Origin of the sequence: Microvirga vignae, from assembly GCF_001017175.1 — a bacterium.
In the GTDB taxonomy this organism is placed as follows: Bacteria; Pseudomonadota; Alphaproteobacteria; order Rhizobiales; family Beijerinckiaceae; genus Microvirga; species Microvirga vignae.
Genome location: NZ_LCYG01000022.1, coordinates 4,896 through 30,211 on the forward strand (window position 1 = coordinate 4,896; position 25,316 = coordinate 30,211).

A 25,316-nucleotide genomic window follows, 5' to 3' on the forward strand; every position below is an offset into this window, starting at 1 on the left:
GGCCATCTCCAGGTACCCAAGAGCATTGCCAGGAGGCTTCCCATGCGGCGCGAAGATCAGGCCTGTCAAAGGTGAAGGAGAAGGAACGGAGAGAAAGAGAGAACCCAAGCACTTCTGCTCCCATAGGGGGTTTATGTTTGTTGATTAACAACGCCATAATCCAGCCATGTTTTCTCGTAGCTTGGCAACAAGTAGGTCGTTGATTTGCCATCCATATCTGTAGATATTTCAGGCAACCACTCAACTATGCAGAGGTGACTACTTCTACCTGACTGGAATTAATAATAAAAATCTCTCTACGACTCAAAATGCACATAGGGAGCTGTCGATGAAAACTGTCATCAACAGCCGCCTCAAGTTCATTTCGGAACGGATACGAGCAGAAGCAACCGTTATGAGCTCAAAGCGTTACCTGCATCATCNNATCCTTCGCGCTGATTGGCGCTATCGTCGCTCAGCCCCTTCTTAAGGCCGTTTGGTCCCCGCAAATAACCACCGCTCAATTGGCCCGGTCCCCTCGATAACACATGTGAAGAGCCTATCCAGGGCGGCGGGTGCGCAGATTGGGTCCGCAAGCGCCAAGCATGATCAGCGAAGGCTCTGCGTTTGGTGGGGGTCGTCTCTGGAAGTGCCGCCCAGCATCCTTCGCCTCGACACCCAAGCCAGCTGCCAGATCGAGGAGGTGCCTGGTGGCTCTGAACCGTGCGGCTTTACCTTTTTGGTATCGGCTGGTCTGCCCTACCTCCCAGTTGATGGTCTTCATGTCGTTGAAGCCATCGACAACCTCGATCAGCCTGAGTGCTTCCATAGCCTTCGTGATGGCCATGAACTGGCGGTAGGTGACCTCGCCACCGGAGAACGACTTAGCTTGTCGTGAGCGGAAAACCCAGCCACCACGACCGATCTTCGCTGCCAGCAGGAGATCGCCCAGGAAGGCCTCTGCAGCCCTCAGAAACGCAGTTTGAGTAGCTCCAGTGCGCTTGCGCTGTCGAACACCTGCACTGGCCTCATGCGCCTCCAGAAGCCTTACAGCGGCAGAAACGAAGGACCGCGCCTCGACGCTCTCAGCCCGTCGGGTAAGGGTCGCCATAGGGGCGGTCAGGAGATCTTGAGGATCTGTGTAGCCGTCTTGGCACCGGTGGGAAGTTGTGGCTGCATTCTCAGCCTCCACCTGTCCTACCTGCTCGTACACCTGCAATCGTCACCCCCAATATTCGAAGTAACGAGGTTATACGTTAGTAAACGCAAGCTTACATAGGCGCGTTTTGTCTCACATGCATGGCTGCTTGCTGGTCAGATGGCCAGAAATACAACTGTCCAACCATAATGTTTGATCAACTTATTTCGCTATGCTGACAACAGCATGCCCAGATCTCCGCACAAGAGAAAGCTACGTCATTTCATTCGGGTGTGCGTAAGGCCCTATCTAACCAAGATCCTAAACGGCACCCAAGGTCCAGCGTTATCATCGGGATAGAGCAAGCTGTGCTAAACCCAGGGAGGTTTCCGATGAACATGAGCGACATGGCTCACAGGGTCACGGATGCCATCAAGCGGATGACTGACAGGCTGACCCACCGCCGGGACATCCAGCCCAAGCGACCGACTGCTAAGAGTGACGAGATTGGTCTAGGGGCGTCGGACAAGTGGGATGATGTTCTCTGAGAGGCACACAGTCATCTGGTTAGGCCCATTAGGACGCTAAGACCCTGAACACCGAGCGCTCTCCGATGCCCAGCTTCTGGGCGATCTCGCGCTTGGACACACCGTGGGACGCCAGCATTTTGATCTCGTCGGCCCGAGCCCGAGCGGTCGGGGCGCGGCCTCTGTACTTGTTCTCAGCCTTCGCCTTGGCGATGCCCTCGCGCTGGCGCTCCAGCATCATCTCCCGCTCGAACTGGGCCACGCTGCCCCGGACGTTGAGCATCAGCTTGCCAGTTGGCGTGTTAGTATCGATGCCGAGGTTGAGGATACGAAGGCCGACCTTCTTCGCCTCCAGCTGCTGCAGGATCTGACCCAGGTGAACCACAGATCGAGCAAGGCGATCCAACTTGGTCACGACGAGGGTGTCTCCTTCACGCACATAATCCAGGGCGGCGTCCAGGGCTTCCCGGGGACCGACAGAGGACGTCTGCTCCAGGAAGATCTTGCCGCACCCAAGAGCCTGTAGATCGCGTTCCTGGACCTCCAGGCCAGCCACCTGATCGAGGATGCTTGTGCGTCCGTAGCCAACCAGCATCGTCATCTGCGTTCCTGCCATTGATGGCTTAGACAGAGAGGCGGGATGCCTGCCAGAAAGCAAGAACCACTTCAGTGGCAGACAGAATGATCCACAGGAAGCTCTGCCATACGATCAGGGTTCCATGGCAGGCTAACCTTACCTTCGTGTCTGCCTTCCTCCCTATGAGAAATGGCTGAAAAGCGATCCTTCAACTATGATTTGAGCCAAGCCGGACAAAGTTGCTGGCTTCCTGGGTCCACCGCACAGAGAGGGCCGCCATGCTGGAACTGACACACTTTTCCAGTCAGCACTGGGTGATCACACCAGCAGCACTCGCTTTGACCGAGGCGGTTCCGGCAAGCATCTCCGATCAAAAATGGCTGCTGGTTCTAACTGGGATCGCGGCCACCGAGTTCACCCAGCGCGGGACTGCCTTCGAACACTCGCCGCCTACTCAAACCCTTCGCTTCCTCCCGGAGATCAAAGAACCTTGCGACTATGTCATCGGTCGCCATGGCATTCCGAAGCCTCCTGGCAACGAAGGCCTCCAATACCGACTGGGCTTCGAACTTGAGAACTGGTCCCTGTTCGTCACTTTCGCGCACACCAGGAACCTTGATGCTGACTGGGACCAGTTCGCGATCAGACGGTGGAGAGCAAGTCCCTTCAGGTATGGAACCGATGTTCTCTCGCAGCGGGAGGTCACGCGTATATTCGACGGAGTTGAAGTGGATTTCACCGTCGCTGATCAGAACACTCGCTGGTATGGGATAAGCTACAATATCAATCTCCTTGGACGGATCGTTTTCACTGGGGTCGTCATTACGTGATCTACATGGAGGAGAGGGCAGGCAGTCCGTTGTTCTTCTTCTCGGTCGAGACAGGTTCCTTGGTCCAAGAGCATGATCGGAATGTGCATTGCTGCTGCTTGAGTGCGTCGATCCAAAACGGAGGACTGCCATGGCCGACATCACACAGATCCAGCTCCGGCTTGCGACACCTAACGGCGAAGACGTGGGAACTGACGGAGATGTCTTCCTCGGCATCGCTGGACGGGAGTTCTACATCGACGAAGACCGGGATGATTTCGAGAAGAAAGACGACCACATCTACATCCTTGGTGACAGCGCCTCGATCCTCCATGCCGAGTTCAACGACCCGCGAATGCAGCGACTCGTTACAGACGATGTCCTGAAATTTCCTGCCTATATTCGGTTTGAGCCGGAGAACCGCGACGACAACTGGTTGCTGAACATCGTGCAGGTGACCGTGAACCCTGGGCCAGACCAGATCTTCCTCACCCGTCGCCATCCTTCGGATCCAGATGACGACCGGTTCTCGATCTGGTTAGGTCAGAGGCGCGGTAAGATTCTTTACCTTGAGATCGAACCTCGTCGAGATTAGCTCCGAAGACGGCGCGACTCAGCTCTATAAGAAGCTTCTAGCGAACTCAGGGTCCAGTATCTCGCTCCGTGTCCCGCTATTTTCAGCATCCGGCACGCGACAATCCAAGCCTTGCGGCACACAATGTCGAGTTCAGGTGTGCCCTGCTCCACCCAAGACGATTTGGGAGTCCAGTCACCCAGACACACCCCCGGGTGGTGGGGTGGCAGGGGTATCTTCGAAAACAGGACTAAAGGTCTTGTTTTTGTTGTTGGACCTGAGAGAGCAGAGTGTGGCGTCTAGAGATTTCTAGAACCTACCAGCCGAAGCTGTGGACAGCCTGAGTTGGTTCACGGGCGCACAAAGAAGCCCCACCAGGATCGCTCGACTGATGGGGCCAGTGAGAAGGTTTGGGAGGAGTACCTTCAAGCCTCAAACTAACGAAACCGACGATTGTTGCTGGCGATACTGAACAAGTAACAGGTCGTGGAGTTGTAGGGCGAACCATTCCTGGCTGCACCTCATGCCCCATGGGGACGACGATGCCCCGCTACTTCTTCCACCTCCGCTCCAAGGATCACTTCATCTGGGACCAGGAAGGTGTTGATCTGCCTGATGCCACAACCGCCCAAGGATCAGCGGACAAGATGGCGGCCGAACTTCGCGGTGGTCTGCTTCATGAAAGCAAGCATGGCTGCTGCTGGACTGTTGCCGTCACGAATGAGGGTGATCAGCTCATCCACGTCACGGCGCTCTGAATTCGAAGGATATGTCAGCCATCGACACAAGGATCAGGCTGTTTCCTCCGGTGGATCCGGCAGCGGCATCCAGTGGGTCGCCACCACCACGCCATGACTTTGATCGACCCAGATGCCTCGATGTGGAGACCAGCAACCCACGGTCCGGTCCGACCACGCCGTGAAGATCAGGACAGGCGAACCGTCCCGGGGAGCCGTTTCGATTGGCCGCCATCGCCCGAAGGTGGGTGAACTAGTCAGGCTCATGGTCGAGTTTGAGACTATTCGCCTCGTTCCTGCTGTTCCAGTCGCTCCAAGAGGGTGGCCAGCCGCTCCGGCAACGGCTCGTCCATGGTCTCTTCGTACTGTGTTCGCAGGTCTCTGCCGATCTGGGCACGTAGTTTCAGATCCCAGAAGCCGAGGTTCGACAGGCTACCTCCATCTCCTTTCCACTGTAGGTCGTCCTTGATCAGCATAATTTCCCACCTCCGCTAAACGGGCTTTCTCCCAGGTCCAGCGCAATCTTTGTTACCGTTGGGGAGGGGAACCCCTGGAGATGATTGATGTTTCAGCGTGGCGTTAACATAAGTTAGTCCGAATTGACGCAGTGTGCCGTTCGTCTGACGGCAAGACCATCATAAGAACAACAGGGCCGAGACCAAGGCGACACAGAGCCTGGGACTCCAGCCGCCCAGGCACACCCCCGGTAGCGGGATGGTGGGGAGTGTCCTTGAAAATCCGGTTAAAGGTGTTGCCGTTGTTGTTCGACTCCGCAAGGCCCTGTGCCTTCCCAGAAATCTCCCGTGATCTTTGGGGGCCATACTCCCTCGATGCGACTACAGCCTCACCCCAGTCTTCCCAGAGAGACCAAGGGCACCTTTTGCAACCTTGGATATTGGTGCCTATGGAGGGTCGAGCCCTGGCTGTGCTTGTGGTCAAATCCGGGAGACAGACGCACAAGCCTTCTTGGTCCCTACTGGTCATGTGATGTCCGTCACAGCGCTCGCGATACGCGACTGTTATGCTAATTGCCAGCAGATGCGAGCCAATCTTCGCAATGGAGTCTACGCCGATCAGGGTCTACTCGCAGGAGGGTCAAATGCGCAGACTTATGATGATTTGTGCGCTTGCCACGTACTGTTTTCTGACAAACGGCTTTCTGACAAACGGCGCTGCAGCCGTTCGATTTGTAACAACCAAGCTCGACTCAAAGCCCACAGCCGATGACCTCCTCAAAACGTGCCGAGACAACAATGGTTATTACAGTGAGGGAGGCGGCAGATGGAGTTGCAGCAAGCAATGTACGAGGGACGCTGGGTGCCGGGTGGACTGCACAAAGGACGGCTGCACGGGGAGAACGCCTGTGAGTAGGGTCGTCTCCCCGAAGGGCGGACGTCCGGACGTGGTGGACATTCTAAATGGAAACTCTTCGAGGCTCCCAACCCGCGCTGGGAATTGAAGACAGCGGCAAGGAGTACGGGATCATAGCCCTTCGAGGATTGAAGGCTGCAGAAAACTTGAAGAGCGACATGGAGAGGCTTCAACAAGCCCGAGCGACCAAACGGTGAGCCGATCCCACTTGCGCGACCGGCTCCTGAACGGCACAGTTCATTGACGGGTTGTGCCGGAGGGGCAATGGGGCAGGTAGTTCAATTCCGTAAACGTCCGCCAAAGGACCATCCGCTCGGGAATAGACCTCTACCACGGAAGTCTCCGCAAGCAGACTGGAAGCGCGCCTCGTATAAACGACGTCACCGAGTACGCTCTTGGCTCCCAATGATACTCGGCAGCTCACTCCTGGCAGGGTTTGTAGGTCTTGAGGTCGGCCCACCCTTGGTTGGATGCGGTATCAAAGGGAATATCAGCTCCAGTACTGGAGAGCGGATCTATCACGTTCCTGGCCAGGAGTATTACTGGGCCACCAGGATCAACTGGCTCGCTGGCGAGCGTTGGTTTTGCTCTGAGAATGCCGCTCGAAATTCTGGGTGGCGAAGAGCCAGAGTCTGACCGCCTGCAACACCTCAATCCGGGTTCAGGGATATGCCCGTCTCTGACTGCAAGGAAACCTCTGTATCTTTTGTCCTCTACTCGCCAAGGGACAACCCCTGGTGGCGATGCCTTCAAGATTGCAAGCACACCGACAGAGGCGAGACCGAGTTGGACCGAAACCCGGGACTCCAGTCACCCAGATACCCCCGGGTGTGGGATGGTAGGGGTATCTTCAAAGACAGGGTTAAAGGTCTTGTTCTTCTTGTTGGACCTGGGTGAGCAGTGAACAGCCTGAAGTCTCAACTGCATGACTGCGTAAAGCCTAATATGTAGAAGATCCAAACCAACGCTTGGCTGTTTTACAAGGGCCATCTAACCGGATTGCGGTGAAGCATCATTCGCGGACAATCTTCCGCCTAAACGCGAAGTGCTGTCGGCTTTCGTTTTAACAAGTAGCGGCTGTGCGAAATCGCAAAAAGTAACATGGGTCAAAGACAGACCCGTGCTTGTCTGTAACGGTGGCGGATCATCAACAATAGCCATGGTGCCGGGAGCGGAACCATAAGAGAGTTCCCGCCTGCAGAACAGAGAACGTCATGTTGCCTGCAGCTTCTCGATCCGATCACCATCCGCTCGTCCGCAAGCTGGAGAGCATCTTCACCCTAACCGATGACGAGCGGCAGGCCGTGCTGGACCTACCGATGCAGGTGGCTGTCATCGAGGAGGATCAGGACATCGTCCGCGAAGGCAACCGCCCCTCCCGATCGTTTGCAATTTTAAACGGCTTTACCTGCACCTATAAGATGACCGGCGACGGCAAGCGCCAGATCGTGGCCTTCTGCATCCCCGGTGACATGCCAGACGTGCAGAGCCTGCATCTGAAGGTGCTCGACATCAGCGTGGCCACCCTGACCAAGTGCAGCGTCGGATTCGTCACCCATGAGGCGCTGTGGGATCTCTGCATGCGCCATCCCCGGATCACCGCCGCCTTCTGGCGCGAGACCCTGGTGGAGGGAGCTGCCTTCCGCGAGTGGATCCTCAATGTCGGGCGGCGCGAAGCCTACCACCGCATGGCGCACATCTTATGCGAGTTGCTGGTACGCCTGAGGGCAGTGGCGCTGGCCGAGGATCATGTCTGTGATCTGCCGATCACCCAGGTTGAGTTTGCCGATGCGCTCGGCATCTCGACGGTGCATGTCAACCGGGTGCTGCAGGAGCTGCGGGCCGACGGCCTGATTGAGACGAAGGGGACCCGGCTGATCATTCCCGATTGGGAGAGGCTGAAGCAGGCGGGCGACTTTGATGAGACTTACCTTCATCTGAAGCAAGGCGGAGCAGCCGCATGACCCTCACACTTCAGCCGGTGCAGGTCGCCACGGGAGCTGAAGAAGAAGACATGCTGCTCTTTGACCGTGACCAACGGCTTCTGGCCGTGCTGGTCCAGCTCTCGCCGGAGAACGAGGTTGCTCCCGGGCAATGGTACTTGGAGGTCGGCTTTGGTCGGCTGAGCGAACTCAGCCACCCGACCTTTGCCGATCTGAGTGCTGTGGAGGACTGGGTCAATCAGCGCTCCAGAGTCGGAAGATCCCGTTGGTAACGGTTCCATAGGCTTCGTGCATTCAGTGGTGCGGCATCTCGCTTGATGGCGCGCCATTTTCGGATCTCGGGACAGACGAGGCGATCACACCCTTACGGCGTCAGGCATTGAGCTCAGTTGTGCCCTGGTCGCTCAGGGTGGTCCGGGACTCCAGTGCCCAAGCCATACCCCGGGGTGTCAGCCCCTGCCCCGATGTTCCGAAAAGCCGCTAAAGAGCGTGATGTTGGTGTTGCACCCAGGGCTGTAGGGAATCGACCCTGGTGATCACATCTTCATGGAAACTCTTTTGGGTACGCACCGACAGTAGATCTTGTGTCAACAGCTTGAGATCTGTGGAGTTTTCCAATGCCACAAGAAGATGGCTGGGGCGCCAGGATTCGAACCTGGGAATGGCGGTACCAAAAACCGCTGCCTTACCGCTTGGCGACGCCCCAATGGTGGGCGTGTACATAATCGGCGAAAGCCTCCCTGGCAACCCGGTTTTGCGAGGAGTCAACTTTGGAAAGATATCTGCCGGGAGACGCAAATCTCCCCTTGCAGCCCTTAGCTACCGCCGCTATAAGACCGGCCTTCCCGATGAAAGATCGGTGTCGGAGTGTAGCGCAGTCTGGTAGCGCACCTCGTTCGGGACGAGGGGGTCGTAGGTTCGAATCCTATCACTCCGACCATTGATCTTGAGGACTTAGCGCCCCTTCCCGAGAAATCGGCGCTTCTCCCCGGCAAAAAACGGAATTAGGCTCCCGCTCTGTTCACAAGTGGGCCTGCAACGTAATGCGGTCTTTGAGCTGTCCGGCTGTGGGCATTCAGGCGTCCATAATATGGCCACGGTTGAGCGGCTAAGGTTGCCCGTGTGGCCCTCCTACCCCCTTAGGCCGCATTTGCCCTAGCTGAGGGTCTGCAAGCGTCCTTCGGCAGGCACAGCAGTAGAGCCGCACCGCCACTTTCTGGGTACCTCTTCGGCACATAGGAGCGCGACTGCTTCTCCTCCTAAGAGACGTTGAAGCAAGCCACGCATAGGTTAGCTTCGATCGGTAGCCTATGGTCCCTTGCTGAAAGATCTGGGCTGCGGCGCCCCAGTCCGGAGGTCCATTGGGTCCCCACGGCTGGGGCGCTCCTTTGTAGAGCCTTCCCTGCCTTACCCACAGCCTATCGGGTTGTCACAGCCTCGTGAGATTTCTGTCGGAACCTGCCGGAGTATTGTCCGTCTGATGCGGTGATATTCCTTCGGCAGAGGCAGAATGACCAAATACGATTGGGACACAGATGACCTGCGGCAGAGGCAGGCATTTGCTCGGACCAAGCTCACCAAACATGAGCGTCTGATCGGCATCATCCTGGGTTTTCTCACCTTCCTTGCTGTCTTGGCGGTTGGCCTGCTCATTGGCCACGTGGCGGGTGTGCCGTCGCTGGCGCATGGATCATAACAGGTTATTCAGGTGACGACGGTTAGATCGCGTATGACCTATTCCCGAGACAGCACCGCCACCTCCCAGATCACAGGCCAGCCCATCAGAACCCGGTCCGAGGAATGGCAGCATGAATGCGAAGCCACCAGGCTAGGGTCAGGCAGGGACCATCTCATGAGGGCCCGCGCATGTCGTGGATGATGGATTAATGCTGCTCTCACGGCAGATGGTGACCATCGCGATCGCGTCATTTGCAAATCTGCGGAACTCTTCCTTGAGGTCGTCCGGCGCCCGATCCCAAGTTTGCTCATCGTTGTCGACGCCGTAGAATGCGCGAGCAACATGTTCAATTTGCTGGTCCAGGCCCATCATGGCTCCTCTGATATGCTTCTTTGATCCTTCAACTCCTATCGCATCGTTCGTTTCCTTATACCTGATGGCCTAGACTATAAGCTCTACTAAAGGCAGAGCTCCGCTGTTCGAAATGCGGGCAAAATACATCAAGAATGATCAACCGGTCTGAGCTCTAGGCCCGGACCTCCGGGATGGCTCGAAGCCCGGGCCATAAACACAAAGAAAACCCCGCCGACCGAAGCCAGCGGGGCGTGTTGTGTCGATGTGATGTGCCACATCTCCTGGGAAGGGTCGACCTGGAGTCGATCAGCTTGGCGGCAAGGCCAGTTATTTTGGCCGGTGAATGAACCCGCCCAGCTGCGAGACAGAGAAGGCGATCACCGCCGACAGCCCGGGCCCGATCCAGCGGCTGACCTTGGCCCCCTGCCCCTGGAGCATCAGCTCGTTCATAGTCGTGACCTTCACGTTCATGCTCTCGATGGTCGCCAGGGCTCCACGGGAGTGGCTGGCGCAGCTTGGCACCAAAACCCCGTACGCGGCGATCCCTTCCATCGACCGCGGAGAGAACTGCGATCCCGGCGAGACCGCGGACCAACGGAAAGCCCACTTGACCAACGCGTGAGAGAATTTTTCAGGTGGCGGACCAGCCGTCCGAGGGCGGAGCTAGCCAGACGGCGTGCCGGATGATCTCAGGCGGGAACTGGTGTCCAGCATGGGAGATGAGCCGTACTCCCGTACTCTACGCCCGTCCGGCCAGTCCTGTCAGGCGATCCTGTGGCCGAGCCGCTGCCGAGGCATCGTGGTTGCAGAATTGCAGGCTACCCCTTTCGAGTAATTGCCAGTTCCACGTTCAGAGGTGAACCTGACTAGTCCAACTCTACCGTTGTTTGTTTATTCATTTAGAATATTTTCCGAATTGGATGGTTTATGCCTGCTATTACTTCCAACAGCCTGACTGGCAACGCGTACATCGATGGTGTCCTTGGCAATTACAAATGGGCCACCAATGGCTTAACCTACAGCTTTCCTACAGATGGATCGTATTACGGCGGCTCGTATGGCGCCGATGAGAATATTACCAACTTCGGGGTTCTCAACCCCGCCCAGCAGGCCACTGCCCGCAATATCCTGAAGATGTTCTCCTCCGTCGCGAATCTCAGTTTTGCAAAAATTGATGAAACTGCGACCCAGCATGCTGACCTGCGCTTTGCCCTCTCGGACAAGCCGGGGACTGCCTGGGCCTACCTCCCGAGCACCGCGGCCGAGGGCGGTGATATCTGGTTCAGCGGTTCCAGCGGCTATTACACCAGCCCAGTGAAAGGCGGCTACGCCTACGAGGTCTTCCTGCACGAGATCGGGCACGCGCTCGGTCTGGAGCATCCGCACGAGAGCGGCATGCCGGCAGACCGGGACTCGATGGAGTACACGGTGATGAGCTATCGCTCGTATGTCGGCGCTTCCACCACCAGCGGCTTTGTCAACGAAAGCTGGGGCTATGCGCAGTCGCTCATGATGTACGACATGGCTGCTCTCCAGCACATGTACGGCGCCAACTACACCACCAACAGCGGCAACACGACCTACAAGTGGAACCCGACCACCGGCGAGATGATGGTCAACGGCGTCGGCCAAGGGGCGCCCGGCGGCAATAAGATCCTCCTGACGGTGTGGGATGGCGGCGGATCCGACACCTATGACTTCTCGAATTACACCAGCAATCTGAAGGTTGATCTGCGACCGGGACAGTGGACCACCACCTCGGCGGCCCAGCTGGCGAAACTGCACTATGACGGCTCGAAGGTCGCGGCTGGAAACATTGCAAACGCGTTGCTCTACAAGGGTGACGTGCGTTCCCTCATCGAGAACGCCATTGGCGGCTCGGGCAGCGATAGCCTGACTGGAAATGACGCGGCAAACTCGCTCATTGGCGGGGGTGGGACGGACACGTTGTATGGGTGGGGTGGGAATGACACGCTGGACGGCGGCACGGGAGCCGATGCGCTCTTTGGAGGCTCTGGAGCAGATGTCTTCAACTTCAACTCTGTGGGGGATGCTCTCCCGGGAGCGCAGGATACAATCCAAGACTTTGTGCCGGGGAGTGATCATATCGACCTGCGCACCATTGATGCCAACACCATGGCGGCCGGAGACCAAGCTTTCTCATTCATCAGCGCTGAGTCTTTCACAGGTCAGGTGGGGCAATTGAACTTCACCAACAATGTTTTGTCGGGCGATGTGAACGGCGATAAAGTCGGCGATTTCCGCATTCATGTCCCGGGCGTGTCGATGCTGGCACTGATGGACCTTTATCTCTGATCGACCCGAGGAGGTAATCAATGAGCGATTGGGTCCATTTCGACCGGTGGCAAGACTGCGCACAGATGGAGCGGCCGGGCTTCGTGTTTGAGGTCAAGAACAAGGAGGGACAGAGTCTGTTGACTGCCTGCACCGTCCCACTCCAGTTGCCGTTCGACTGGAAATCACCTCCGGCTTTTTTCCGGTTGGTTGAGGCGCCGAAGCCGCGCCACTCAACCCCAGTTCCGAAGCCGCAGACCTGAAATTGTCGGCTCGTGCTCCCGAACGTGAGCTTGCGCGTGAGACCCTCGGTTCCATACGCTCATTCCGCATGCTTCGAGAGTTCTGAGGAACTGCATGATCACCGCAGCAATCTATGAAGAGCATCACCAGGCTATGCGCCGGAAATGAGCTTCAGCTTGTGATGACAGCGCAGGTAGGTGGCCGAGTGAACCCTCGCATGGCCACCCGCTTTCGCCGTCTGGTGCGCGATTACGAGCGCTTACCTTAAACTCTCGCAGACCTACATGTCGTCGCTCTGGTCTGTATGGTGCCTTACGGAGGAACCTTCCGGATGGCACAATTGCTGTTACCGGGATTTTGGCCTCAGCCTCAGTGAACAGCACTCATTAACGGCCACCGTGCCCCTCAGATGTTTTTGAGGGATTCGCTTCTCAGCGCGAAATTTCGGCTGAGAAGTTGGCTAAAGCAACGGTCAGCCCATCAAAAGAAAAGAGCCTGATGGGAAGGACCGTCAGGCTCAAGTTCAATCGAAAGGGAAGACCAAGTCTGTCACTGATCTAACGGCTACTTTAGGTCCAGGTTCCTCCCGTTCATACTTCCTGCACCAGCGCTCTCTCAGGCTCACCGGCAGACTGTCCGGCGCACCTGAACCTCTTCGGCCCAGCGGTTCACCCGTTCCTTGATGATGATCCTGCACGTGTCGCGAGGGCCCCACCCTGGCCCAGCAAGTACAGGCCGCCCGTAGAAACGGTGGGGCCCACGATGTTCATATCTATGTTCGGGACGCCTGTAATCGTGGCGCTCCAACGACTCACCACCGACGTCCGCAACATCCTGATGCAGACCATACCTGTTTGAGCTGACGGTGAAACTCAACTCGGACGCCTGAGCGGCACCGCCACATCCTAGAGTGGCCACAGCACCAAACACAACCGCTTTCAATCCGAACTTCATGAGAACCCTCCTGACAGGACCCACCTCGTGCTGAGTGATCCATCGCTCAGGAGATTGCCCTTCAACCTTTGAAGCGAAGCCGAACGATCTCTGCAGCTTCTATTCATTCTGGTGTCGTCCTCAGCTCGTCCCGCATTTTGATGCCATACCCCCGGTGTCCCTGTTTCCCGCAGTTTGCGGGCTCCAGGACCCATTTCGATCCCTGCATATCACTCGGACATCTGTCTCAAAGGCTCAGCTGAATCCCGAAATTCACACCTCGGGGATCCGGTGCAACAGGTGTCTCACCCTGCTCCACGATGGTTGTTAAAGTCGCGTTGGAGCACCCCTCTTGCGAACAGCCACGCGTGCCGTGCAATGCCGCCCGCCGAAACCCTGCCTTGCGCGGGCCCAGAGGATCGCGTACGCGTGAGCCCCCATGTGAGAGCAGGAAGCGTTTCGTGAGACAGTCCCGACAATGGCATGAACTGGTGGTGATCATCATTCTCGGGCCACTCATTGGCCTGGGCCTTGGGCTGCTTGCTGCGAAGGCAGGCCCCTCACTCACCGAAACAAATGCACCGCCGACCATACTCAACCAGGATTGAGGCCTCGCACTCAGGCTGCTCCTCCCTTCGCTGGGAAGAGAGGAAACGATGAACACACCTCCTGGCATCTTGGACGAGTGTCCGAACACTTCCAGCGAAAGCGACCCCCGGCCTGTGAGGCTTCACCGGAATCGAACAGAGACCAGCGGAGGTGCCATGTTCGAACAACGGGCAGCGGCGGCTGACTGGCATCAACTTCCCAGAATCATTCTGGCGGGCCTCGTTATGGGCCTGGCCTTCGATTGGGGCCAAGAATTTTCGTTGGTCAGCTTGCGGCCCCTATTTGACGGCTGCCCTAAGTGCCGTGGCCACCGCACCTGAGCTTGCGGTTTACTATGCAGCATCGTGCTTGCCAACAACACCTTTGGCCGTCTCATCCCTGTGCAAGCCGTAGCCTGACAACGTTCATGATGAGTGACTACCGTGGGCATGCGCGCCCTTATCCAACCAGGTTCCCGTCCCTCGTTGCCGCAATGTTGACGGCTGGCACTGCAGCTACGTCGCTTTGCGGAACAAGCCTGCATCAGCCCCATCGCAGACGCAGGACAATACGAGCCAGGCTCGCACCAAACAGGGCGTCCCCACGCAGCGACGCGTCTCAAGGCGCAAGCGACTGCCATCCCGCATGATCACCGAGTCCTCGACTCGCCGGCGCAGAATCGGCTCTGGGTGCCTGATAGCCTCCGGCTGAGGCCAACAAACCTTTATTGCAGGGACACCCCGGCCGCCGCCTCCAGCGCTTCGACCGTCGCAGCGGTCAGCTCCCCAGTGATCGCTAGTCCGCCAGACCGTTCAAAGGTTTTGATGGCTGTCCGCGTTCCGGGACCGATCATGCCATCAGCCTGGAGTGGTCCATAGCCGAGGCCGATGAGGGCTTCTTGAGCAGCGCGGATCTGTTGTTCCGAGAGCCTCATCGCAGGTACCTGAGGTTGCGCAGGAGGTGGGCTTGCCGCCACCAGGGGTTGCCCGCCGCCCAACTGCGCTCGAGCACGATCCACGGCCTCGGTCAGCCGCACCCGCATGCGCTCGAGGTTGGCCACTTCCTCCTGGGCCCGCACCACGCGTCTCTCGGCCTCTTGCAGGTCCCGCACCTGGGTTAGAAGTTGGTTGTGTTTGACCGCCAGCTGATCGCGCTCGGCGGTTACCCGATCCAGGGCGTTCTGGACCCGTTCAAGCTTTGCCTGGGCTGATGGCACCTCTGGATCGCCGGCTGTCCAGGACCACGCAAATGCGCCCCATCCAACAGCAGCGACGATGGCAAGAACACCGCTTAGAGACCGCCTGGGTGTTGCGGGGCTGGTTCCGCCATTCATTGTATGCCTCATGGCACGTGGGAGGGTTCGTATCGAAAAATCATTCGGCGGACCACTACGTTTCAGCCAGGCCTCCGTCAACAGCCCGCGGCCGGCATCCTTGTGTCAGCCAGCGGCCCTTTCCCGCTGCCTTGTCCGGCCGGGCAATGAAGGCTTGGCTCGGATCGTGGTCTCAGCACGCATCAGGCTTTCACCACGTTGCGTCGGAGGCCTAGGTACCGTCCGCGGGTATCTACGATGAGCTTCGCATGCTTCTCGATGACCTCATAGTCGAACTTGTCATGGTCGGTCGCCAGCAGCACCAGATCATAGCTGGTCAGCTCCTCCGGCGTCAGATCGATGCTGGCAAGATCGAACGCGTAGCGGCGCATCTTGGGGAATCGCGGCACGTGAGGGTCGCTGTAGGCGATATGAGCCCCCTTCGCCTGGAGAAGACGCATCAGCTCCACGGAGGGGGACTCCCGCATGTCGTCGACGTTCTTCTTGTAGGCAATGCCCAGCACGAGAATCCTGCTGCCGCGGATCGCCTTCTCGCGCTCATTCAAGGCATCGGCGATCTTCGCGACCACCCACTCCGGCATGGTGCTGTTGACCTCACCCGCAAGCTCGATGAAGCGCGTATGCAAGCCGTATTCGCGCGCCTTCCAGGTGAGATAGAACGGGTCGATGGGGATGCAGTGCCCGCCCAATCCGGGGCCCGGATAATAGGGAACGAAGCCGAACGGCTTGGTCGCCGCTGCCCGGATCACCTCGTGGATATCGATGCCCATCCGGTCGGCGATGATCTTCATCTCGTTGACCAGACCGATGTTGACGGCGCGGTGGATGTTCTCGAGCAGCTTGGTCAGCTCCGCCGCCTGGGTCGAGCTGACCGGGACGACCGTATCGATCACCTGACCATAGAGAGCAAGGCCCACCTCCAGACAGGAAGCGGTCGTGCCGCCGCAGATCTTTGGGATAGTGCGCGTGCTGAACGTCGCGTTGCCCGGATCCTCCCGCTCCGGCGAGAAGACCAGGAAGAAGTCGTCCCCCACCTTGAAACCGGCCTTCTCGATCCGGGGCCTCAGTTCCTCCTCGGTCGTTCCGGGATAGGTGGTGCTCTCCAGGGCCATCACCTGGCCACCCCTCAAGTGCGGCAAAAGAGTCTCGACAGTGTTCAGGACGAAGCTCAGGTCAGGCTCCCTGTGCTTCGACAGCGGCGTCGGAACACAGATGATCAGGGCGTCGACATCGTGAGCCTTCGAAAAATCCGAAGTCGGCTCAAACCCGTTCTCGATCGCCTTCATAATCCCTGTGGCAGCAATATGCGCAATATAAGTCTGCCCGTTGTTGAGCAGATCGATCTTTGCTGGGTCGATATCAAACCCGACCACCTTATAGCCTGCCTCGGCATAGCGAACTGAAAGTGGCAGCCCAACATAACCAAGCCCAACAATGCCGATCACTGCTGTTTTAGCGTTCAATTTCTGGAGCAGAGCGTCTTTGTGCATTTGCAATCTCGGCTGTAGTGTTGTTGGGCAGCGTTTCACATAGAAACCATGGGCTGGAATTACACAGCTCCGGACAGCGACAAAGAGGACGCTCTCGAGAGAAGGACCCCGGACAACCCATCACGAGACCGGGGTGATAGTCGCTGTCATGCCGCTATAGCATCTTTGCCTTCCGCCAACTGCTATGGCGCGGCTATACCGTTGGCTGTCGCGGACCACACAAGCAGCCCCACCCAACAGAGGCGCCGATCGTGAGAACACCACCCAAGCTCCTCCAGAGTGCCCCGTATCAGTTTCAACCTTCATCGTAGAATCCCCGGTGGAAGAAGAGAGACTGCATCCAACGTTGATGCAAAGGCAGCAGTAAGTTTCCGGCCTGATCATCGTCAAGACAAAGCGTATCCGACGTCGATTGCGGGCGACATGGTGGCCCCGCAACCGCAAACAGGCACGTCAGCGCCAGGACGCGCTGATCCAACCAACTCTGGCTTGGACCACGTGGTCCAGGCCGCAGAAGCTACCCTTACCAGGGAGATCTTGATCCTCCCCATACCGGTCTTCTATGGTCGTTGTGAGGGTTTGGTTACGGCCAGAGTTTATAGGGCTTCAAGAGAAAGGGCGTGACGGCCATGGCTGAGGTTAAGCTGGGAATCCAGGTGTCGGAAAACCGAACGTCAGTGTCCATCGAGATCGCACCAGTGGGACAATCATCCTCCCCGGTGGAGCTGGACCTGGATCAGCTGAGCACCCTGATCAGGCTTTTGGGGCAGACCAGATGCCATATGGTCAACGGTCGACCGGTGCCGCCGCTTGAGGGCCGAACGATTGAAACCGTATATGCCCCAAGGTGGTACATTCAGGTGGCAAAGATCGATGGCTCCCTGCTTGCCTTCGACCATCCCGCCTTTGGCGCCGTTGGATTTGTGATTTCCAGAGCTGAAGTCGCCGAAATCGTGCAAGTTCTGAGCGAGCACCTAAAACTGCCGCCTGACCGCCCAAGTGTGCGAAACTAGTCAAACATACCGAAGCACCTCGCCGTGGCGAGGCAACCAACTTACCCCAGACAGGCGGGCCGCTGCTGCTCCACCAAGGCCCGTCGAGGTGAAATTCAATGGGTCGAGAAGCGGCCGTTCTCGTCATAGGTCTCGTAGTGAAGGGTCTGGGCCGGCATGGCCTCCAGCTGGCGCGGTGACTTGGGCCAGTCCTGAGCGGGCTCCTGGCCTTGAGGCATGTAGCGGGGACGGAAGCGCAGATCGACCAGGGAGCGCAGTTCGGGCGCAGCGAGATCGAGCACATTGGCGTCACGCCACCGGCGGTGCAGCTTAGGACGGCCCGTCAGACGTCCCCAGAAGCTCGGCACCTCCTCCTCGACCTGCAAGACGATCCGGCCCGTGAAAGTCTTGCGGAGATTAAAACGTCCTGTCAGACCCATTCAACTCTCCCGAAATTATCGTCCCTGCAAAAAGTGCGCTCCAAAGCCAAGGTTACTGAACGTGAAGCGAGTAAAACCTCGGCTACAACGTCCATCGGACCTTGCCGCTACAGGGCAAATGCAGGTTGAGCCTTCGGGTTCCGGCATGTTCGCCGGAACCGAGCGTCGCATCGTCGGGAGGTGATGTGCCGCACAAACCCGCTCGAATTCAAAAGAATGCGATGAGCGTCAAAGTCATCTGTGCGGGAGAGAAACAGTCGAAAGAAAGTGGAACGCAGGTTACTGGCAGTAGAAAATGCGCTCCTTCTCAGCGACGCGGACGGGGGGTCAGATCGATCGTGACGAGCTGACCGGTCAAAGGATCGAGGATGGTCATGGCAGCCTCCTGTGCTGTTGGCATAAGGGAAACGCCTGAACGCCGAGAACGGTCAAAGTGTCCTGCGAACTTGGTAAGCAAATCGTTACTGACGCGTGTGCCTTCGCACCTGGAAAAGCAGAAGCGAGACCGCTAACCGATGCCCTCACTACCGGCGCATGGCGATGACAGCGCCGTTATCCCATTCACCGGAGACACATTTGATGAAGACTACCTCGCTCGAGTCCGTTTGGTCGCCGCGCCTTCTCAGCGTCCTGCGCATCATCGCAGCCCTCATTTTCATGGCGCACGGCACTCAGAAGATCCTCGGCTTCCCGACAGGCGCCTCGCCGGAGATGTTCAGCCTGCCATGGATCGCAGGCGTGCTCGAACTGTTCGGGGGCGCTCTTCTCGTGCTTGGGCTTTTCGTCCGCCCTGTCGCGTTCGTGCTCTCAGGTCTGATGGCATCCGCCTATTGGATCGCCCATGCGCCGAAGAGCGTTTTCCCTGCGTTGAACGGCGGCGATGCAGCCATCCTCTACTGCTTCGTGTTCCTCTACTTCGTGGCAGCGGGTGGCGGTGTCTGGAGCCTGGACAACCTCCTGGGCAAGAGCCGCTGAACCTCAGCACATTTTTTCAAAGAAGAAAGCGAGAGGTTGTTTCGACCTCTCGCTTCTTGCATCAGGTCTGGTCGCTGCCTGATCCTGTCATCCGCCTCACGCGCTCATCCTCCAGCTCGACATGCAGCGTGCGATCATCCTCCTCGTCTAGAGGATTGGGCATGAGGTCCGTCGTGAGACCCGTGGTGGTGGAGGCTGCGGCGCCAATCGGCGGAGCCGCTCCTTCGGAGCGCCAGTCCCGCTCCTGCTGTCCGGGCTCGACACGTCCTTCGTCATCAAGGATGTCCACCACGCGGTCCATGTCGCCTTCGTCCACGCGAACGGTCACGAGCGTCCCTCCCTGTCGAACGCCGTCCACATAGGCCTTGGCTTCTTCTTCACTGAGACCTGCATCGGCCAGCGCTCCGACGAGGCCGCCGAGGGCAGCCCCTGCCCCGGCGCCGATCAGGGTCGAAACCAGCCAGCCCGCCGCGATCACCGGTCCGAGACCCGGAACTGCGACCGTGCCGAGGCCGGCCAGGAGCCCGGCGCCGCCCCCTGCAATCGAGCCGGCTGCGGCCCCCGCGCCGGCGAACTCATGCGAAGCCCCCTCTTCGCCGAAGGAGTGCGCCGCGTGGTGCGATACGGTGTTGTCGGCGTTGCTGGAGACAAGGCTGATCTCGAAATCCGGGATGTGCGCAGCCTCCAGCCGCTGCACGGCCTTGGCCGCCTCGTCATAGGTGTTGAAGAAGGCCGTGATTCTGCGCTCAGCCATGGGTCGCCTCCACAAATTCTCATTCGAACTCGGAAGGCTAATGAGCGGTCTCGGGCACAGTTCCGGCCTTTCTTGCATCACGGCCAAGTTTTGTTGCGGAGCTGCGCGCCCATGCCGCCTTCCTGTCCAGACGGAATGTTGCTACAGTTCAGCAAAAGAATGCCGTACACGGCGATTTGGGGGCTCCCATCATGCGACATATCCATCTTGATGACGGCTTGCGGTTGCGGTTTCCCGGCCGCAGCGAAGAGTTCGACCAGGGGGTCGAGATCGGCATGCTTGCGGTCCTCATGGATCAGGAAATCCCTGAGTTCTCGCGCTGGATTTCCCGCGCCAATCTGGGCCAAGTGGAGGCCATCGCCAAGCAAATGGGCTACCGCGCCATTGAGGCCGGCGGCGATGAGGAATGGGTCGAGATCACCTTCCATCATGGCAGCATCAAGACCAAACCCAATCTCAGGCTCGTCCACTCGGTAGGCTAGAGCATCGGATCCAAAAGTGGATTTTCCACTTTGGGTCGATCCGCTGCTTCCTTCATAGAGCAGCGCATTGTCTTACGCTGAAAGCCGAATCCACTTTTTACCGACGTGGCCTTTCGGGTCGCTGACGCGGACCTCCGGTTCCGCACGAGGCGCTAAGCCACTCAGCCATTCTCAAACGAAAGAAGCCGCCCGAAGGCGGCTTCCTTTTTGTCTCGATGCGCGAGGGCTTTTAGCGAGCGTCCTCATCGCGGCGGGTCACCGCCCAGGCTGCCTGCATCAGGGCCACGGCCAGAGCGGTCTTCACCACCGTGGCGGCGATGAACGGAGCAGCGCCCACGGTCCAGGCCTTGGCGAAGGGCATCACCAGCGAGAGCTGGGCAAGGCCGAACGCGAAGACCAGCGCATGGCCGAGGCTCATCATCACGATGACGCGCAGGAGCGAGCGGTCCCAGCCGCGCTCAGCCATGAAGCCCATGACGATGGCTGCGGCCAGAAAGCCGAAGAGGAAGCCGCCGGTCGGGCCCATCATGTAGCCGATACCGGCCGTCGGACCTGCGAAGACGGGAATGCCCATCGCGCCCTGCAGGAGATAAAGGCCGACGGTGGCGCCGCCAAGACGCCAGCCATAGGACGCGCCGATAATGAGCACAACCAGGGTCTGCAGGGTCATGGGAACGTAAGGCAGCGGAACCTGGACCTTGGCGGACAGGGTGAGAAGCGCCGTACCCACAGCCATCAGGACGATGGCGCGCAGCGCGGCAAAACGGGCATCGTCCCGGGACGGCCAGAGGAGGCCGACGAGGGTCGACGGAGAAGACAGCGAGGTAGCGCCAGTCGACATGAAATTAATCTCCAGAGCATTCCGCCATTCGCAGGCGGCTCAAGACGCCTTATAGGAGGGTCTGGCCAACGCCTCAAGCAGCCGAACGGCCAAGATGTCCGGAACAGGTAGAGATTTCCAAGGATCCCTCATGGCAGACGACCTCACTTTCGATGTTCGCCCCCCGGCTCAATCGGGCGAATGCCTGCAGGTGAGCCCCCTCGTCCGCCGAATCGTCGCCAACAATCCCGGGCCCATCACCTTCACCGGCACCTGCAGTTACATCGTGGGTTCCGGCAAGGTCGCGATCATCGATCCCGGCCCCGACAATCCTGGTCACATCGAGTCACTGCTCGACGCCCTGCGTGGAGAGACGGTGACCCACATCCTCGTCACCCACACCCATCGCGACCACTCGCCAGCCGCTCGCGCCATTCAGGCAGCGACGGGCGCACTGATCGTCGGCTGCAGCCCGCACCGGAGCTCCCGCCCTCTGTTCAGCGGCGAGGTGAACTCTCTCGAAGCCAGCTCCGACAAGGACTATGCCCCCGACAGAGAACTCGCCGAGGGCGAGGTGGTGCAAGGCCCCGGCTGGACCCTGGAAGCCGTGGCGACGCCTGGGCACATGGCCAATCATCTCGCCTTCGCCCTGCCCGAAGAAAAGGCTCTGTTCTCCGGCGACCATGTGATGGCCTGGTCCACGACCGTCGTCGCGCCGCCTGACGGCTCCATGAGCGAGTTCATGGCCTCCCTCGACAAGCTCAAAGGCCGCGAGGAATCAGTCTATTGGCCTGGCCATGGCGGCCCGGTACAGGATCCCCAGCGCTTCGTGCGTGCCCTGATCCATCACCGGCGCCTGCGGGAGGCCTCGATTCTCAATCGATTGAATGCAGGCGATCGGACGATCCCCGAGATCGTCGCCGCGATCTATCAGGGCCTGAATCCTGCCCTCGTGAACGCCGCAGGCCTTTCGGTCTTTGCGCATCTGGAAGATCTGGTCGCCAAGGGACAGGCGGCGACGGACGGCGTCCCTAGCCTCGATAGCGAGTACCGTCCCGCCTGACGCTGCTATTTCACCGCCAGAGCCAGATTGGAGGCCTCTTCGAGGAAGGTGCGAATGCGCTTGGCGTTCGTGCCGAGATCGTGATGGCCGATGCGGGACGCGGAGCGGATGTCGATGCGCGTGCCGTCGGCGCGGGGTCGAATACGGATCGTGATGTCGTCGGGCAGCTTCAACAGAAGCGTCCGATCCACCGCCTCCAATCTTCCGATGCCGGTCCGTCCTCCGGGCGGCACGGCCTCGATGATCTGCCATCCGAGATCTTCTGCGGCCTTGCGCACCAGAGGGAACGCATCCTCGGGCGGAATGTCGAGGGTGAGCGGCGCGATCTGCACATAGGCCTCACGCTGCAATTCGCGCTCCTGGAGCGGAACGTCGGGCGGCACGCGTCCCCGGCGAGCATCGAGCGCAGCGCGGGAACGCGAGAAGGCAGGCGGGTCCTCGGTGTCGGTGCTGATATCGTTGATCGCCGGCAGCGTCACGGCCCTGAGGCCCAGAAAGGCCGGGTAGCCGAGCACGAGAGCGGCCAGCACCAGTCCCTTGATCGCACTTCCCAAGCCACGGCGACCCTCCTGCCAGATGCGGATGAAGGCGACGAGGGAGAGCCCCACCGCGACGACGGCAATGGCGAGGCCAAGACCAAGAGCAACGAAGCCGGCCTGGTAATCGATGCGGCCGAAGCGGATCATCAGCGCGGAGAGAACCGTCACGACGAGCGCGAACCAAGCCAGCATGGGCGACCATTTGGCCGGCCGGGAATACGGTTCTTCGATGATGAGACGACGCATCAGGAGGTCTTACAAATCTCTTTGAGTGCGCGCCACTGCCCTTGGCTGAGAAGGGGCTCGCCGGGCCGGGAGGGCACCTGTTTTTCCAAAGCTTTCAAGCGGTGATCGGTGATCGGGTGGGTAGACAGAAAAGCGGGAATGCTCCTTTCGTTCCCCTCCCCCTTATCCTCCTCATCATCTTCATCCGCTTCAATGCGTTTGAGCAACAGCGCCATGGGATACCATGGGATACCTGGGCCGGCCCAGTGAGAGACCTAGCGCATCGTGCGAAAAAGTGGACCCGGTTTTTCGCGTCTCACGATGCGCTGCTCTAAGAAGGAAGCATCGGATCGAATCCCAAAAGTGGCTCCCATTTTTGGCTCCGATGCTCTGGCACAACATTGCCACTTCAGAACATTGCGCCGCATCTATTCACGGATATTAGAACGGCAGGCTCGTCCATGTTTGGTCGAATAGCCTCTGTACAGGGATGACGGAAGAGTTCGTTTCGCTATAAACTGTCCGCCCCATCAGGAGCCATCATCTTTGACGTCGTCCCCTTCTCCCGCCCCTGACGATCTTGGCGCCGATCCGCTGCGCATCTGGTTTCGCGTCATTCGCCTTCACCGCCGCGCGGTCAACACCGTTTCCAGTGAACTGAAGGCGCTCGGCCTTTCGATTCCGCAATTCGATCTTCTGTCCACGCTGACGGAGCGCGAGGGATTGAGCCAGCAGGAACTGGCGGAGCGGCTCTATGTGACCAAGGGCAACGTCTCCGGCCTTCTCGACCGGATGGTGGAAGCAGACCTCGTCGAGCGCCGCTCCATTCCTGGCGACCGGCGCTCCAATGCGCTTTACCTCACGAGGAAAGGGCGGGACCTCGCGGAGAAAGGCATCGCCGCGCAACGCGCCTACGTGCAGCGTACGCTGGGCTCACTCCCTGAGCAGGATCTTGTCGATCTCGAGCGCATCGTGCTCGCCTGGCGCGAGCGTGCCCGCGCCGAGGAGGACGCGACGCTCGCGAAACTTCAGCGATAAGGACCCATGTTCGACGCGGTGGCATTCGCAGGCGGCGGCAATCGCTGCTATTGGCAGGGCGGATTCTGGGAAGCGGCCGCTCCACTGCTCGGCCTCAAGCCATCCATGGTCGTCGGCGTGAGCGCGGGCGCGTGGTCCGCCTGCTACAGCCTTTTGGGGCTCGGCCGGAAGGTCAACGAGATGGTGGCGGAAGGCTGCAGCCAGGGCCGCCGCAATTTCGAATGGAGGGCATGGCGCAGTGAAGGATCGCCCTGGCCCGTTTCCCTCATGTATCGCAGCCTGATTGAAGCAATCATCGACGAGGCGGCGCTCGCGCGCCTCAAGCAAGGCCCGGAAATCCTGATCGGCCTTGCGCGCAAGCCCCGCCGTCTGCCTCTGTCCCTCGCCGTCCCGCTCGGCATCGCGACCTATCAAATCGAGAAGAAGTGGCGCTCGCCCGTGCATCCGCGCGGTGGGAGAGCCCTCGGCTTCAGCCCCGAATTCGTGCGCGTGCAGGATCTGGAATCCGCTGCCGACCTATCGGCCGCCCTCATGGCCAGCGCCAGCGTTCCACCCTTCATGCCCGTGGGCCGCATCGGCGGCATGGCGGCTCTCGACGGCGGCCTCGTGGACAACGTGCCGACGGAACCACTACTGCCGGTGGAGGCGCAGGGCGGCAAGACGCTCGTCGTTCTGTCCCGCCTCTACCGCGCCTTTCCCCACGTGAAGGGGCGCACCTACATCCAGCCGTCGAAGCCCGTGCCCATCGGACAATTCGACATCACCAATCCTGCAGGCATTCGCAAAGCCTTCGAGATGGGGCTGCAGGATGGCGAGGAGTTCGCGAAACGTGCGAGCGCGCACATAATATAACAGAGCTTGGCCTTACGTACCGTCTCAGCTTATCTTCACGTCAATCACTCAAGGGGGACTGATCATGACGCCAAGCTGGGTCGAGGCCATTCTGTCGAGCCGCATCACCGAAATCGGCGCTCGCATTCTCTTCACCTTCCCGTTCTGGGGCAGCGGCCTCGCCAAGCTCCTGGACTTCTCCGGCGGCATGGCGGAGATGAGCCAGTTCGGGCTCGAGCCCGCAGGGCTCTTCAACAGCCTCACTATCTTCGTACAGCTCACCGGCTCGGCCATGATCATCTTCAAGCGCGGCACATGGTTCGGCGCGGGCATGCTCGGCGTCTTCACCTTCCTGACGATCCCGATCGTCCATGCCTTCTGGCGGCTCGAAGGCGAGCGCGCCCTTGCCGCTTTCCATACGGCCGGCGAGCACATGGGCATGATCGGCGCGCTGATTCTGGTCTCGATCCTGGCCACTCGCTCGAAGCCGACCGTGCCGGCGGCTTTCACCGGCAACCCGCTACCCGACAGCGCTGGGGTGTTGCAGCGTTAATCCTGGATTAAGCCTGAATAGACCATTCCTTGGAC

Annotated in this window: 30 protein-coding genes and 2 tRNA genes; 19 read left to right on the plus strand and 13 right to left on the minus strand. The window is 59.2% G+C overall.

The features are described 5' to 3' along the window. Positions 1-538: 538 nt before the first annotated feature. Entirely contained in the window at positions 539-1,090 is a 552-nt protein-coding gene (locus AA309_RS10120; protein ID WP_150117473.1) for a hypothetical protein, read from the minus strand. A gap of 419 nt (positions 1,091-1,509) precedes the next feature. On the opposite strand from AA309_RS10120, the gene AA309_RS35150 reads away from it, so the two are divergent. Beyond that, on the plus strand, positions 1,510-1,665 hold the full coding sequence (locus tag AA309_RS35150) for a hypothetical protein (protein ID WP_160310435.1): 156 nt from the start codon (positions 1,510-1,512) through the stop codon (positions 1,663-1,665). 28 nt (positions 1,666-1,693) lie between these two features. Here the strand turns inward: AA309_RS35150 and AA309_RS10125 are convergent, their stop codons facing one another. Further along, the gene (locus AA309_RS10125) at positions 1,694-2,239 is read right to left on the minus strand and encodes a recombinase family protein (protein WP_047188963.1); all 546 of its coding nucleotides are present in this window, start codon (positions 2,237-2,239) and stop codon (positions 1,694-1,696) included. A gap of 260 nt (positions 2,240-2,499) precedes the next feature. Between AA309_RS10125 and AA309_RS10130 the strand changes: the two genes are divergently transcribed. The 3 genes from AA309_RS10130 (at position 2,500) to AA309_RS10140 (ending at position 4,362) form a co-directional block, all read left to right on the plus strand. Next, positions 2,500-3,051, plus strand: a complete 552-nt coding sequence (locus AA309_RS10130; protein WP_047188905.1) for a hypothetical protein — start codon at positions 2,500-2,502, stop codon at positions 3,049-3,051. 130 nt (positions 3,052-3,181) lie between these two features. Next, on the plus strand, positions 3,182-3,625 hold the full coding sequence (locus AA309_RS10135) for a hypothetical protein (protein ID WP_047188906.1): 444 nt from the start codon (positions 3,182-3,184) through the stop codon (positions 3,623-3,625). 521 nt (positions 3,626-4,146) lie between these two features. Next, the gene (locus AA309_RS10140) at positions 4,147-4,362 is read left to right on the plus strand and encodes a DUF6894 family protein (protein WP_150117474.1); all 216 of its coding nucleotides are present in this window, start codon (positions 4,147-4,149) and stop codon (positions 4,360-4,362) included. A gap of 260 nt (positions 4,363-4,622) precedes the next feature. On the opposite strand, the gene AA309_RS10145 is transcribed toward AA309_RS10140, so the two are convergent. Further along, entirely contained in the window at positions 4,623-4,817 is a 195-nt protein-coding gene (locus AA309_RS10145) for a NepR family anti-sigma factor (protein WP_047188908.1), read from the minus strand. A 1,300-nt stretch (positions 4,818-6,117) separates the two neighbouring features. On the opposite strand from AA309_RS10145, the gene AA309_RS38040 reads away from it, so the two are divergent. The 3 genes from AA309_RS38040 (at position 6,118) to AA309_RS10155 (ending at position 7,927) form a co-directional block, all read left to right on the plus strand. Continuing rightward, positions 6,118-6,348: a sunset domain-containing protein gene (locus tag AA309_RS38040; protein ID WP_084731062.1), complete on the plus strand. Its 231-nt coding sequence runs from the start codon at positions 6,118-6,120 to the stop codon at positions 6,346-6,348. 578 nt (positions 6,349-6,926) lie between these two features. Continuing rightward, complete coding sequence (locus tag AA309_RS10150) at positions 6,927-7,676, plus strand: Crp/Fnr family transcriptional regulator (protein WP_150117476.1); 750 nt, start codon at positions 6,927-6,929, stop codon at positions 7,674-7,676. Beyond that, entirely contained in the window at positions 7,673-7,927 is a 255-nt protein-coding gene (locus tag AA309_RS10155; RefSeq protein WP_047188909.1) for a hypothetical protein, read from the plus strand. Before AA309_RS10150 ends, AA309_RS10155 begins: the two co-directional genes overlap by 4 nt. A gap of 359 nt (positions 7,928-8,286) precedes the next feature. Here AA309_RS10155 and AA309_RS10160 read toward each other — a convergent pair. Next, a tRNA-Gln gene (locus AA309_RS10160) sits at positions 8,287-8,361 on the minus strand. Between the two features lie 157 nt (positions 8,362-8,518). Here AA309_RS10160 and AA309_RS10165 point away from each other — a divergent pair. Together AA309_RS10165 and AA309_RS10170 are read left to right on the plus strand one after the other, a co-directional pair. Next, positions 8,519-8,595, plus strand: a tRNA-Pro gene (locus tag AA309_RS10165). A gap of 570 nt (positions 8,596-9,165) precedes the next feature. Continuing rightward, a complete protein-coding gene (locus tag AA309_RS10170; protein WP_047188910.1) occupies positions 9,166-9,351 on the plus strand; it encodes a hypothetical protein in 186 nt (61 codons plus the stop codon). 138 nt (positions 9,352-9,489) lie between these two features. Here the strand turns inward: AA309_RS10170 and AA309_RS10175 are convergent, their stop codons facing one another. Together AA309_RS10175 and AA309_RS34180 are read right to left on the minus strand one after the other, a co-directional pair. Next, a complete protein-coding gene (locus AA309_RS10175; protein ID WP_047188911.1) occupies positions 9,490-9,705 on the minus strand; it encodes a hypothetical protein in 216 nt (71 codons plus the stop codon). Positions 9,706-10,014: 309 nt separating this feature from the next. Then, the gene (locus tag AA309_RS34180) at positions 10,015-10,209 is read right to left on the minus strand and encodes a hypothetical protein (RefSeq protein WP_160310436.1); all 195 of its coding nucleotides are present in this window, start codon (positions 10,207-10,209) and stop codon (positions 10,015-10,017) included. A 405-nt stretch (positions 10,210-10,614) separates the two neighbouring features. On the opposite strand from AA309_RS34180, the gene AA309_RS10180 reads away from it, so the two are divergent. From AA309_RS10180 to AA309_RS35155, 3 genes are all read left to right on the plus strand, one after another. Continuing rightward, entirely contained in the window at positions 10,615-12,003 is a 1,389-nt protein-coding gene (locus AA309_RS10180) for a M10 family metallopeptidase (RefSeq protein ID WP_047188912.1), read from the plus strand. Between the two features lie 20 nt (positions 12,004-12,023). Continuing rightward, a complete protein-coding gene (locus AA309_RS10185) occupies positions 12,024-12,245 on the plus strand; it encodes a hypothetical protein (protein WP_047188913.1) in 222 nt (73 codons plus the stop codon). Between the two features lie 1,374 nt (positions 12,246-13,619). After that, positions 13,620-13,766 carry a hypothetical protein gene (locus AA309_RS35155; protein ID WP_160310437.1) on the plus strand — a complete coding sequence of 49 codons (147 nt, stop codon included), beginning with the start codon at positions 13,620-13,622 and terminating at the stop codon, positions 13,764-13,766. Positions 13,767-14,470: 704 nt separating this feature from the next. Here the strand turns inward: AA309_RS35155 and AA309_RS31865 are convergent. After that, positions 14,471-15,079 (minus strand): peptidoglycan-binding domain-containing protein, encoded by a 609-nt coding sequence (locus AA309_RS31865; protein ID WP_052954615.1) that lies wholly within the window; start codon positions 15,077-15,079, stop codon positions 14,471-14,473. A gap of 182 nt (positions 15,080-15,261) precedes the next feature. Next, positions 15,262-16,569, minus strand: a complete 1,308-nt coding sequence (locus AA309_RS10200) for a nucleotide sugar dehydrogenase (protein ID WP_047188915.1) — start codon at positions 16,567-16,569, stop codon at positions 15,262-15,264. Between the two features lie 620 nt (positions 16,570-17,189). Here AA309_RS10200 and AA309_RS10205 point away from each other — a divergent pair. Further along, positions 17,190-17,582: a hypothetical protein gene (locus tag AA309_RS10205; RefSeq protein WP_052954616.1), complete on the plus strand. Its 393-nt coding sequence runs from the start codon at positions 17,190-17,192 to the stop codon at positions 17,580-17,582. Between the two features lie 95 nt (positions 17,583-17,677). Here AA309_RS10205 and AA309_RS31870 read toward each other — a convergent pair whose 3' ends face one another. Beyond that, positions 17,678-18,001, minus strand: coding sequence for a hypothetical protein (locus AA309_RS31870; protein WP_052954617.1), 324 nt, complete (start codon positions 17,999-18,001; stop codon positions 17,678-17,680). Positions 18,002-18,580: 579 nt separating this feature from the next. Here AA309_RS31870 and AA309_RS10215 point away from each other — a divergent pair. Next, positions 18,581-18,976 (plus strand): DoxX family protein, encoded by a 396-nt coding sequence (locus AA309_RS10215; RefSeq protein ID WP_047188916.1) that lies wholly within the window; start codon positions 18,581-18,583, stop codon positions 18,974-18,976. Between the two features lie 61 nt (positions 18,977-19,037). Here the strand turns inward: AA309_RS10215 and AA309_RS10220 are convergent, their stop codons facing one another. Continuing rightward, on the minus strand, positions 19,038-19,730 hold the full coding sequence (locus AA309_RS10220; protein ID WP_047188917.1) for a hypothetical protein: 693 nt from the start codon (positions 19,728-19,730) through the stop codon (positions 19,038-19,040). A 191-nt stretch (positions 19,731-19,921) separates the two neighbouring features. Here AA309_RS10220 and AA309_RS10225 point away from each other — a divergent pair, with 191 nt between their 5' ends. Next, on the plus strand, positions 19,922-20,212 hold the full coding sequence (locus tag AA309_RS10225; RefSeq protein ID WP_047188968.1) for a hypothetical protein: 291 nt from the start codon (positions 19,922-19,924) through the stop codon (positions 20,210-20,212). Positions 20,213-20,441: 229 nt separating this feature from the next. Here AA309_RS10225 and AA309_RS10230 read toward each other — a convergent pair whose 3' ends face one another. Beyond that, positions 20,442-21,053 carry a biotin transporter BioY gene (locus tag AA309_RS10230; protein ID WP_047188918.1) on the minus strand — a complete coding sequence of 204 codons (612 nt, stop codon included), beginning with the start codon at positions 21,051-21,053 and terminating at the stop codon, positions 20,442-20,444. A 94-nt stretch (positions 21,054-21,147) separates the two neighbouring features. On the opposite strand from AA309_RS10230, the gene AA309_RS10235 reads away from it, so the two are divergent. Beyond that, positions 21,148-22,095: an MBL fold metallo-hydrolase gene (locus AA309_RS10235; RefSeq protein WP_425286863.1), complete on the plus strand. Its 948-nt coding sequence runs from the start codon at positions 21,148-21,150 to the stop codon at positions 22,093-22,095. Positions 22,096-22,100: 5 nt separating this feature from the next. Here AA309_RS10235 and AA309_RS10240 read toward each other — a convergent pair whose 3' ends face one another. Both AA309_RS10240 and AA309_RS34185 read right to left on the minus strand, forming a co-directional pair. Then, entirely contained in the window at positions 22,101-22,880 is a 780-nt protein-coding gene (locus AA309_RS10240; RefSeq protein WP_047188920.1) for a DUF1499 domain-containing protein, read from the minus strand. Next, the gene (locus AA309_RS34185) at positions 22,880-23,095 is read right to left on the minus strand and encodes a hypothetical protein (RefSeq protein WP_150117479.1); all 216 of its coding nucleotides are present in this window, start codon (positions 23,093-23,095) and stop codon (positions 22,880-22,882) included. The genes AA309_RS10240 and AA309_RS34185 overlap by 1 nt, the downstream gene beginning before the upstream one ends. 310 nt (positions 23,096-23,405) lie before the next feature. Between AA309_RS34185 and AA309_RS10250 the strand changes: the two genes are divergently transcribed. The 3 genes from AA309_RS10250 (at position 23,406) to AA309_RS10260 (ending at position 25,281) form a co-directional block, all read left to right on the plus strand. After that, positions 23,406-23,897, plus strand: coding sequence for a MarR family winged helix-turn-helix transcriptional regulator (locus AA309_RS10250; protein WP_047188922.1), 492 nt, complete (start codon positions 23,406-23,408; stop codon positions 23,895-23,897). Positions 23,898-23,903: 6 nt separating this feature from the next. After that, positions 23,904-24,749 (plus strand): patatin-like phospholipase family protein, encoded by an 846-nt coding sequence (locus AA309_RS10255; RefSeq protein WP_047188923.1) that lies wholly within the window; start codon positions 23,904-23,906, stop codon positions 24,747-24,749. Positions 24,750-24,813: 64 nt separating this feature from the next. Next, entirely contained in the window at positions 24,814-25,281 is a 468-nt protein-coding gene (locus AA309_RS10260) for a DoxX family protein (RefSeq protein ID WP_047188924.1), read from the plus strand. The last annotated feature ends 35 nt before the right edge of the window (positions 25,282-25,316 follow it).

Bases quoted from the DNA above. Each gene is read 5' to 3' on its own strand.
- AA309_RS10120 (WP_150117473.1), bottom strand. From the start codon at position 1,090: ATGGCGACCCTTACCCGACGGGCTGAGAGCGTCGAGGCGCGGTCCTTC.
- AA309_RS35150 (WP_160310435.1), top strand. From the start codon at position 1,510: ATGAACATGAGCGACATGGCTCACAGGGTCACGGATGCCATCAAGCGG.
- AA309_RS10125 (WP_047188963.1), bottom strand. From the start codon at position 2,239: ATGCTGGTTGGCTACGGACGCACAAGCATCCTCGATCAGGTGGCTGGC.
- AA309_RS10130 (WP_047188905.1), top strand. From the start codon at position 2,500: ATGCTGGAACTGACACACTTTTCCAGTCAGCACTGGGTGATCACACCA.
- AA309_RS10135 (WP_047188906.1), top strand. From the start codon at position 3,182: ATGGCCGACATCACACAGATCCAGCTCCGGCTTGCGACACCTAACGGC.
- AA309_RS10140 (WP_150117474.1), top strand. From the start codon at position 4,147: ATGCCCCGCTACTTCTTCCACCTCCGCTCCAAGGATCACTTCATCTGG.
- AA309_RS10145 (WP_047188908.1), bottom strand. From the start codon at position 4,817: ATGCTGATCAAGGACGACCTACAGTGGAAAGGAGATGGAGGTAGCCTG.
- AA309_RS38040 (WP_084731062.1), top strand. From the start codon at position 6,118: ATGATACTCGGCAGCTCACTCCTGGCAGGGTTTGTAGGTCTTGAGGTC.
- AA309_RS10150 (WP_150117476.1), top strand. From the start codon at position 6,927: ATGTTGCCTGCAGCTTCTCGATCCGATCACCATCCGCTCGTCCGCAAG.
- AA309_RS10155 (WP_047188909.1), top strand. From the start codon at position 7,673: ATGACCCTCACACTTCAGCCGGTGCAGGTCGCCACGGGAGCTGAAGAA.
- AA309_RS10170 (WP_047188910.1), top strand. From the start codon at position 9,166: ATGACCAAATACGATTGGGACACAGATGACCTGCGGCAGAGGCAGGCA.
- AA309_RS10175 (WP_047188911.1), bottom strand. From the start codon at position 9,705: ATGATGGGCCTGGACCAGCAAATTGAACATGTTGCTCGCGCATTCTAC.
- AA309_RS10180 (WP_047188912.1), top strand. From the start codon at position 10,615: ATGCCTGCTATTACTTCCAACAGCCTGACTGGCAACGCGTACATCGAT.
- AA309_RS10185 (WP_047188913.1), top strand. From the start codon at position 12,024: ATGAGCGATTGGGTCCATTTCGACCGGTGGCAAGACTGCGCACAGATG.
- AA309_RS31865 (WP_052954615.1), bottom strand. From the start codon at position 15,079: ATGAATGGCGGAACCAGCCCCGCAACACCCAGGCGGTCTCTAAGCGGT.
- AA309_RS10200 (WP_047188915.1), bottom strand. From the start codon at position 16,569: ATGCACAAAGACGCTCTGCTCCAGAAATTGAACGCTAAAACAGCAGTG.
- AA309_RS31870 (WP_052954617.1), bottom strand. From the start codon at position 18,001: ATGGGTCTGACAGGACGTTTTAATCTCCGCAAGACTTTCACGGGCCGG.
- AA309_RS10215 (WP_047188916.1), top strand. From the start codon at position 18,581: ATGAAGACTACCTCGCTCGAGTCCGTTTGGTCGCCGCGCCTTCTCAGC.
- AA309_RS10220 (WP_047188917.1), bottom strand. From the start codon at position 19,730: ATGGCTGAGCGCAGAATCACGGCCTTCTTCAACACCTATGACGAGGCG.
- AA309_RS10225 (WP_047188968.1), top strand. From the start codon at position 19,922: ATGCGACATATCCATCTTGATGACGGCTTGCGGTTGCGGTTTCCCGGC.
- AA309_RS10230 (WP_047188918.1), bottom strand. From the start codon at position 21,053: ATGTCGACTGGCGCTACCTCGCTGTCTTCTCCGTCGACCCTCGTCGGC.
- AA309_RS10235 (WP_425286863.1), top strand. From the start codon at position 21,148: ATGTCCGGAACAGGTAGAGATTTCCAAGGATCCCTCATGGCAGACGAC.
- AA309_RS10240 (WP_047188920.1), bottom strand. From the start codon at position 22,880: ATGCGTCGTCTCATCATCGAAGAACCGTATTCCCGGCCGGCCAAATGG.
- AA309_RS34185 (WP_150117479.1), bottom strand. From the start codon at position 23,095: ATGGCGCTGTTGCTCAAACGCATTGAAGCGGATGAAGATGATGAGGAG.
- AA309_RS10255 (WP_047188923.1), top strand. From the start codon at position 23,904: ATGTTCGACGCGGTGGCATTCGCAGGCGGCGGCAATCGCTGCTATTGG.
- AA309_RS10260 (WP_047188924.1), top strand. From the start codon at position 24,814: ATGACGCCAAGCTGGGTCGAGGCCATTCTGTCGAGCCGCATCACCGAA.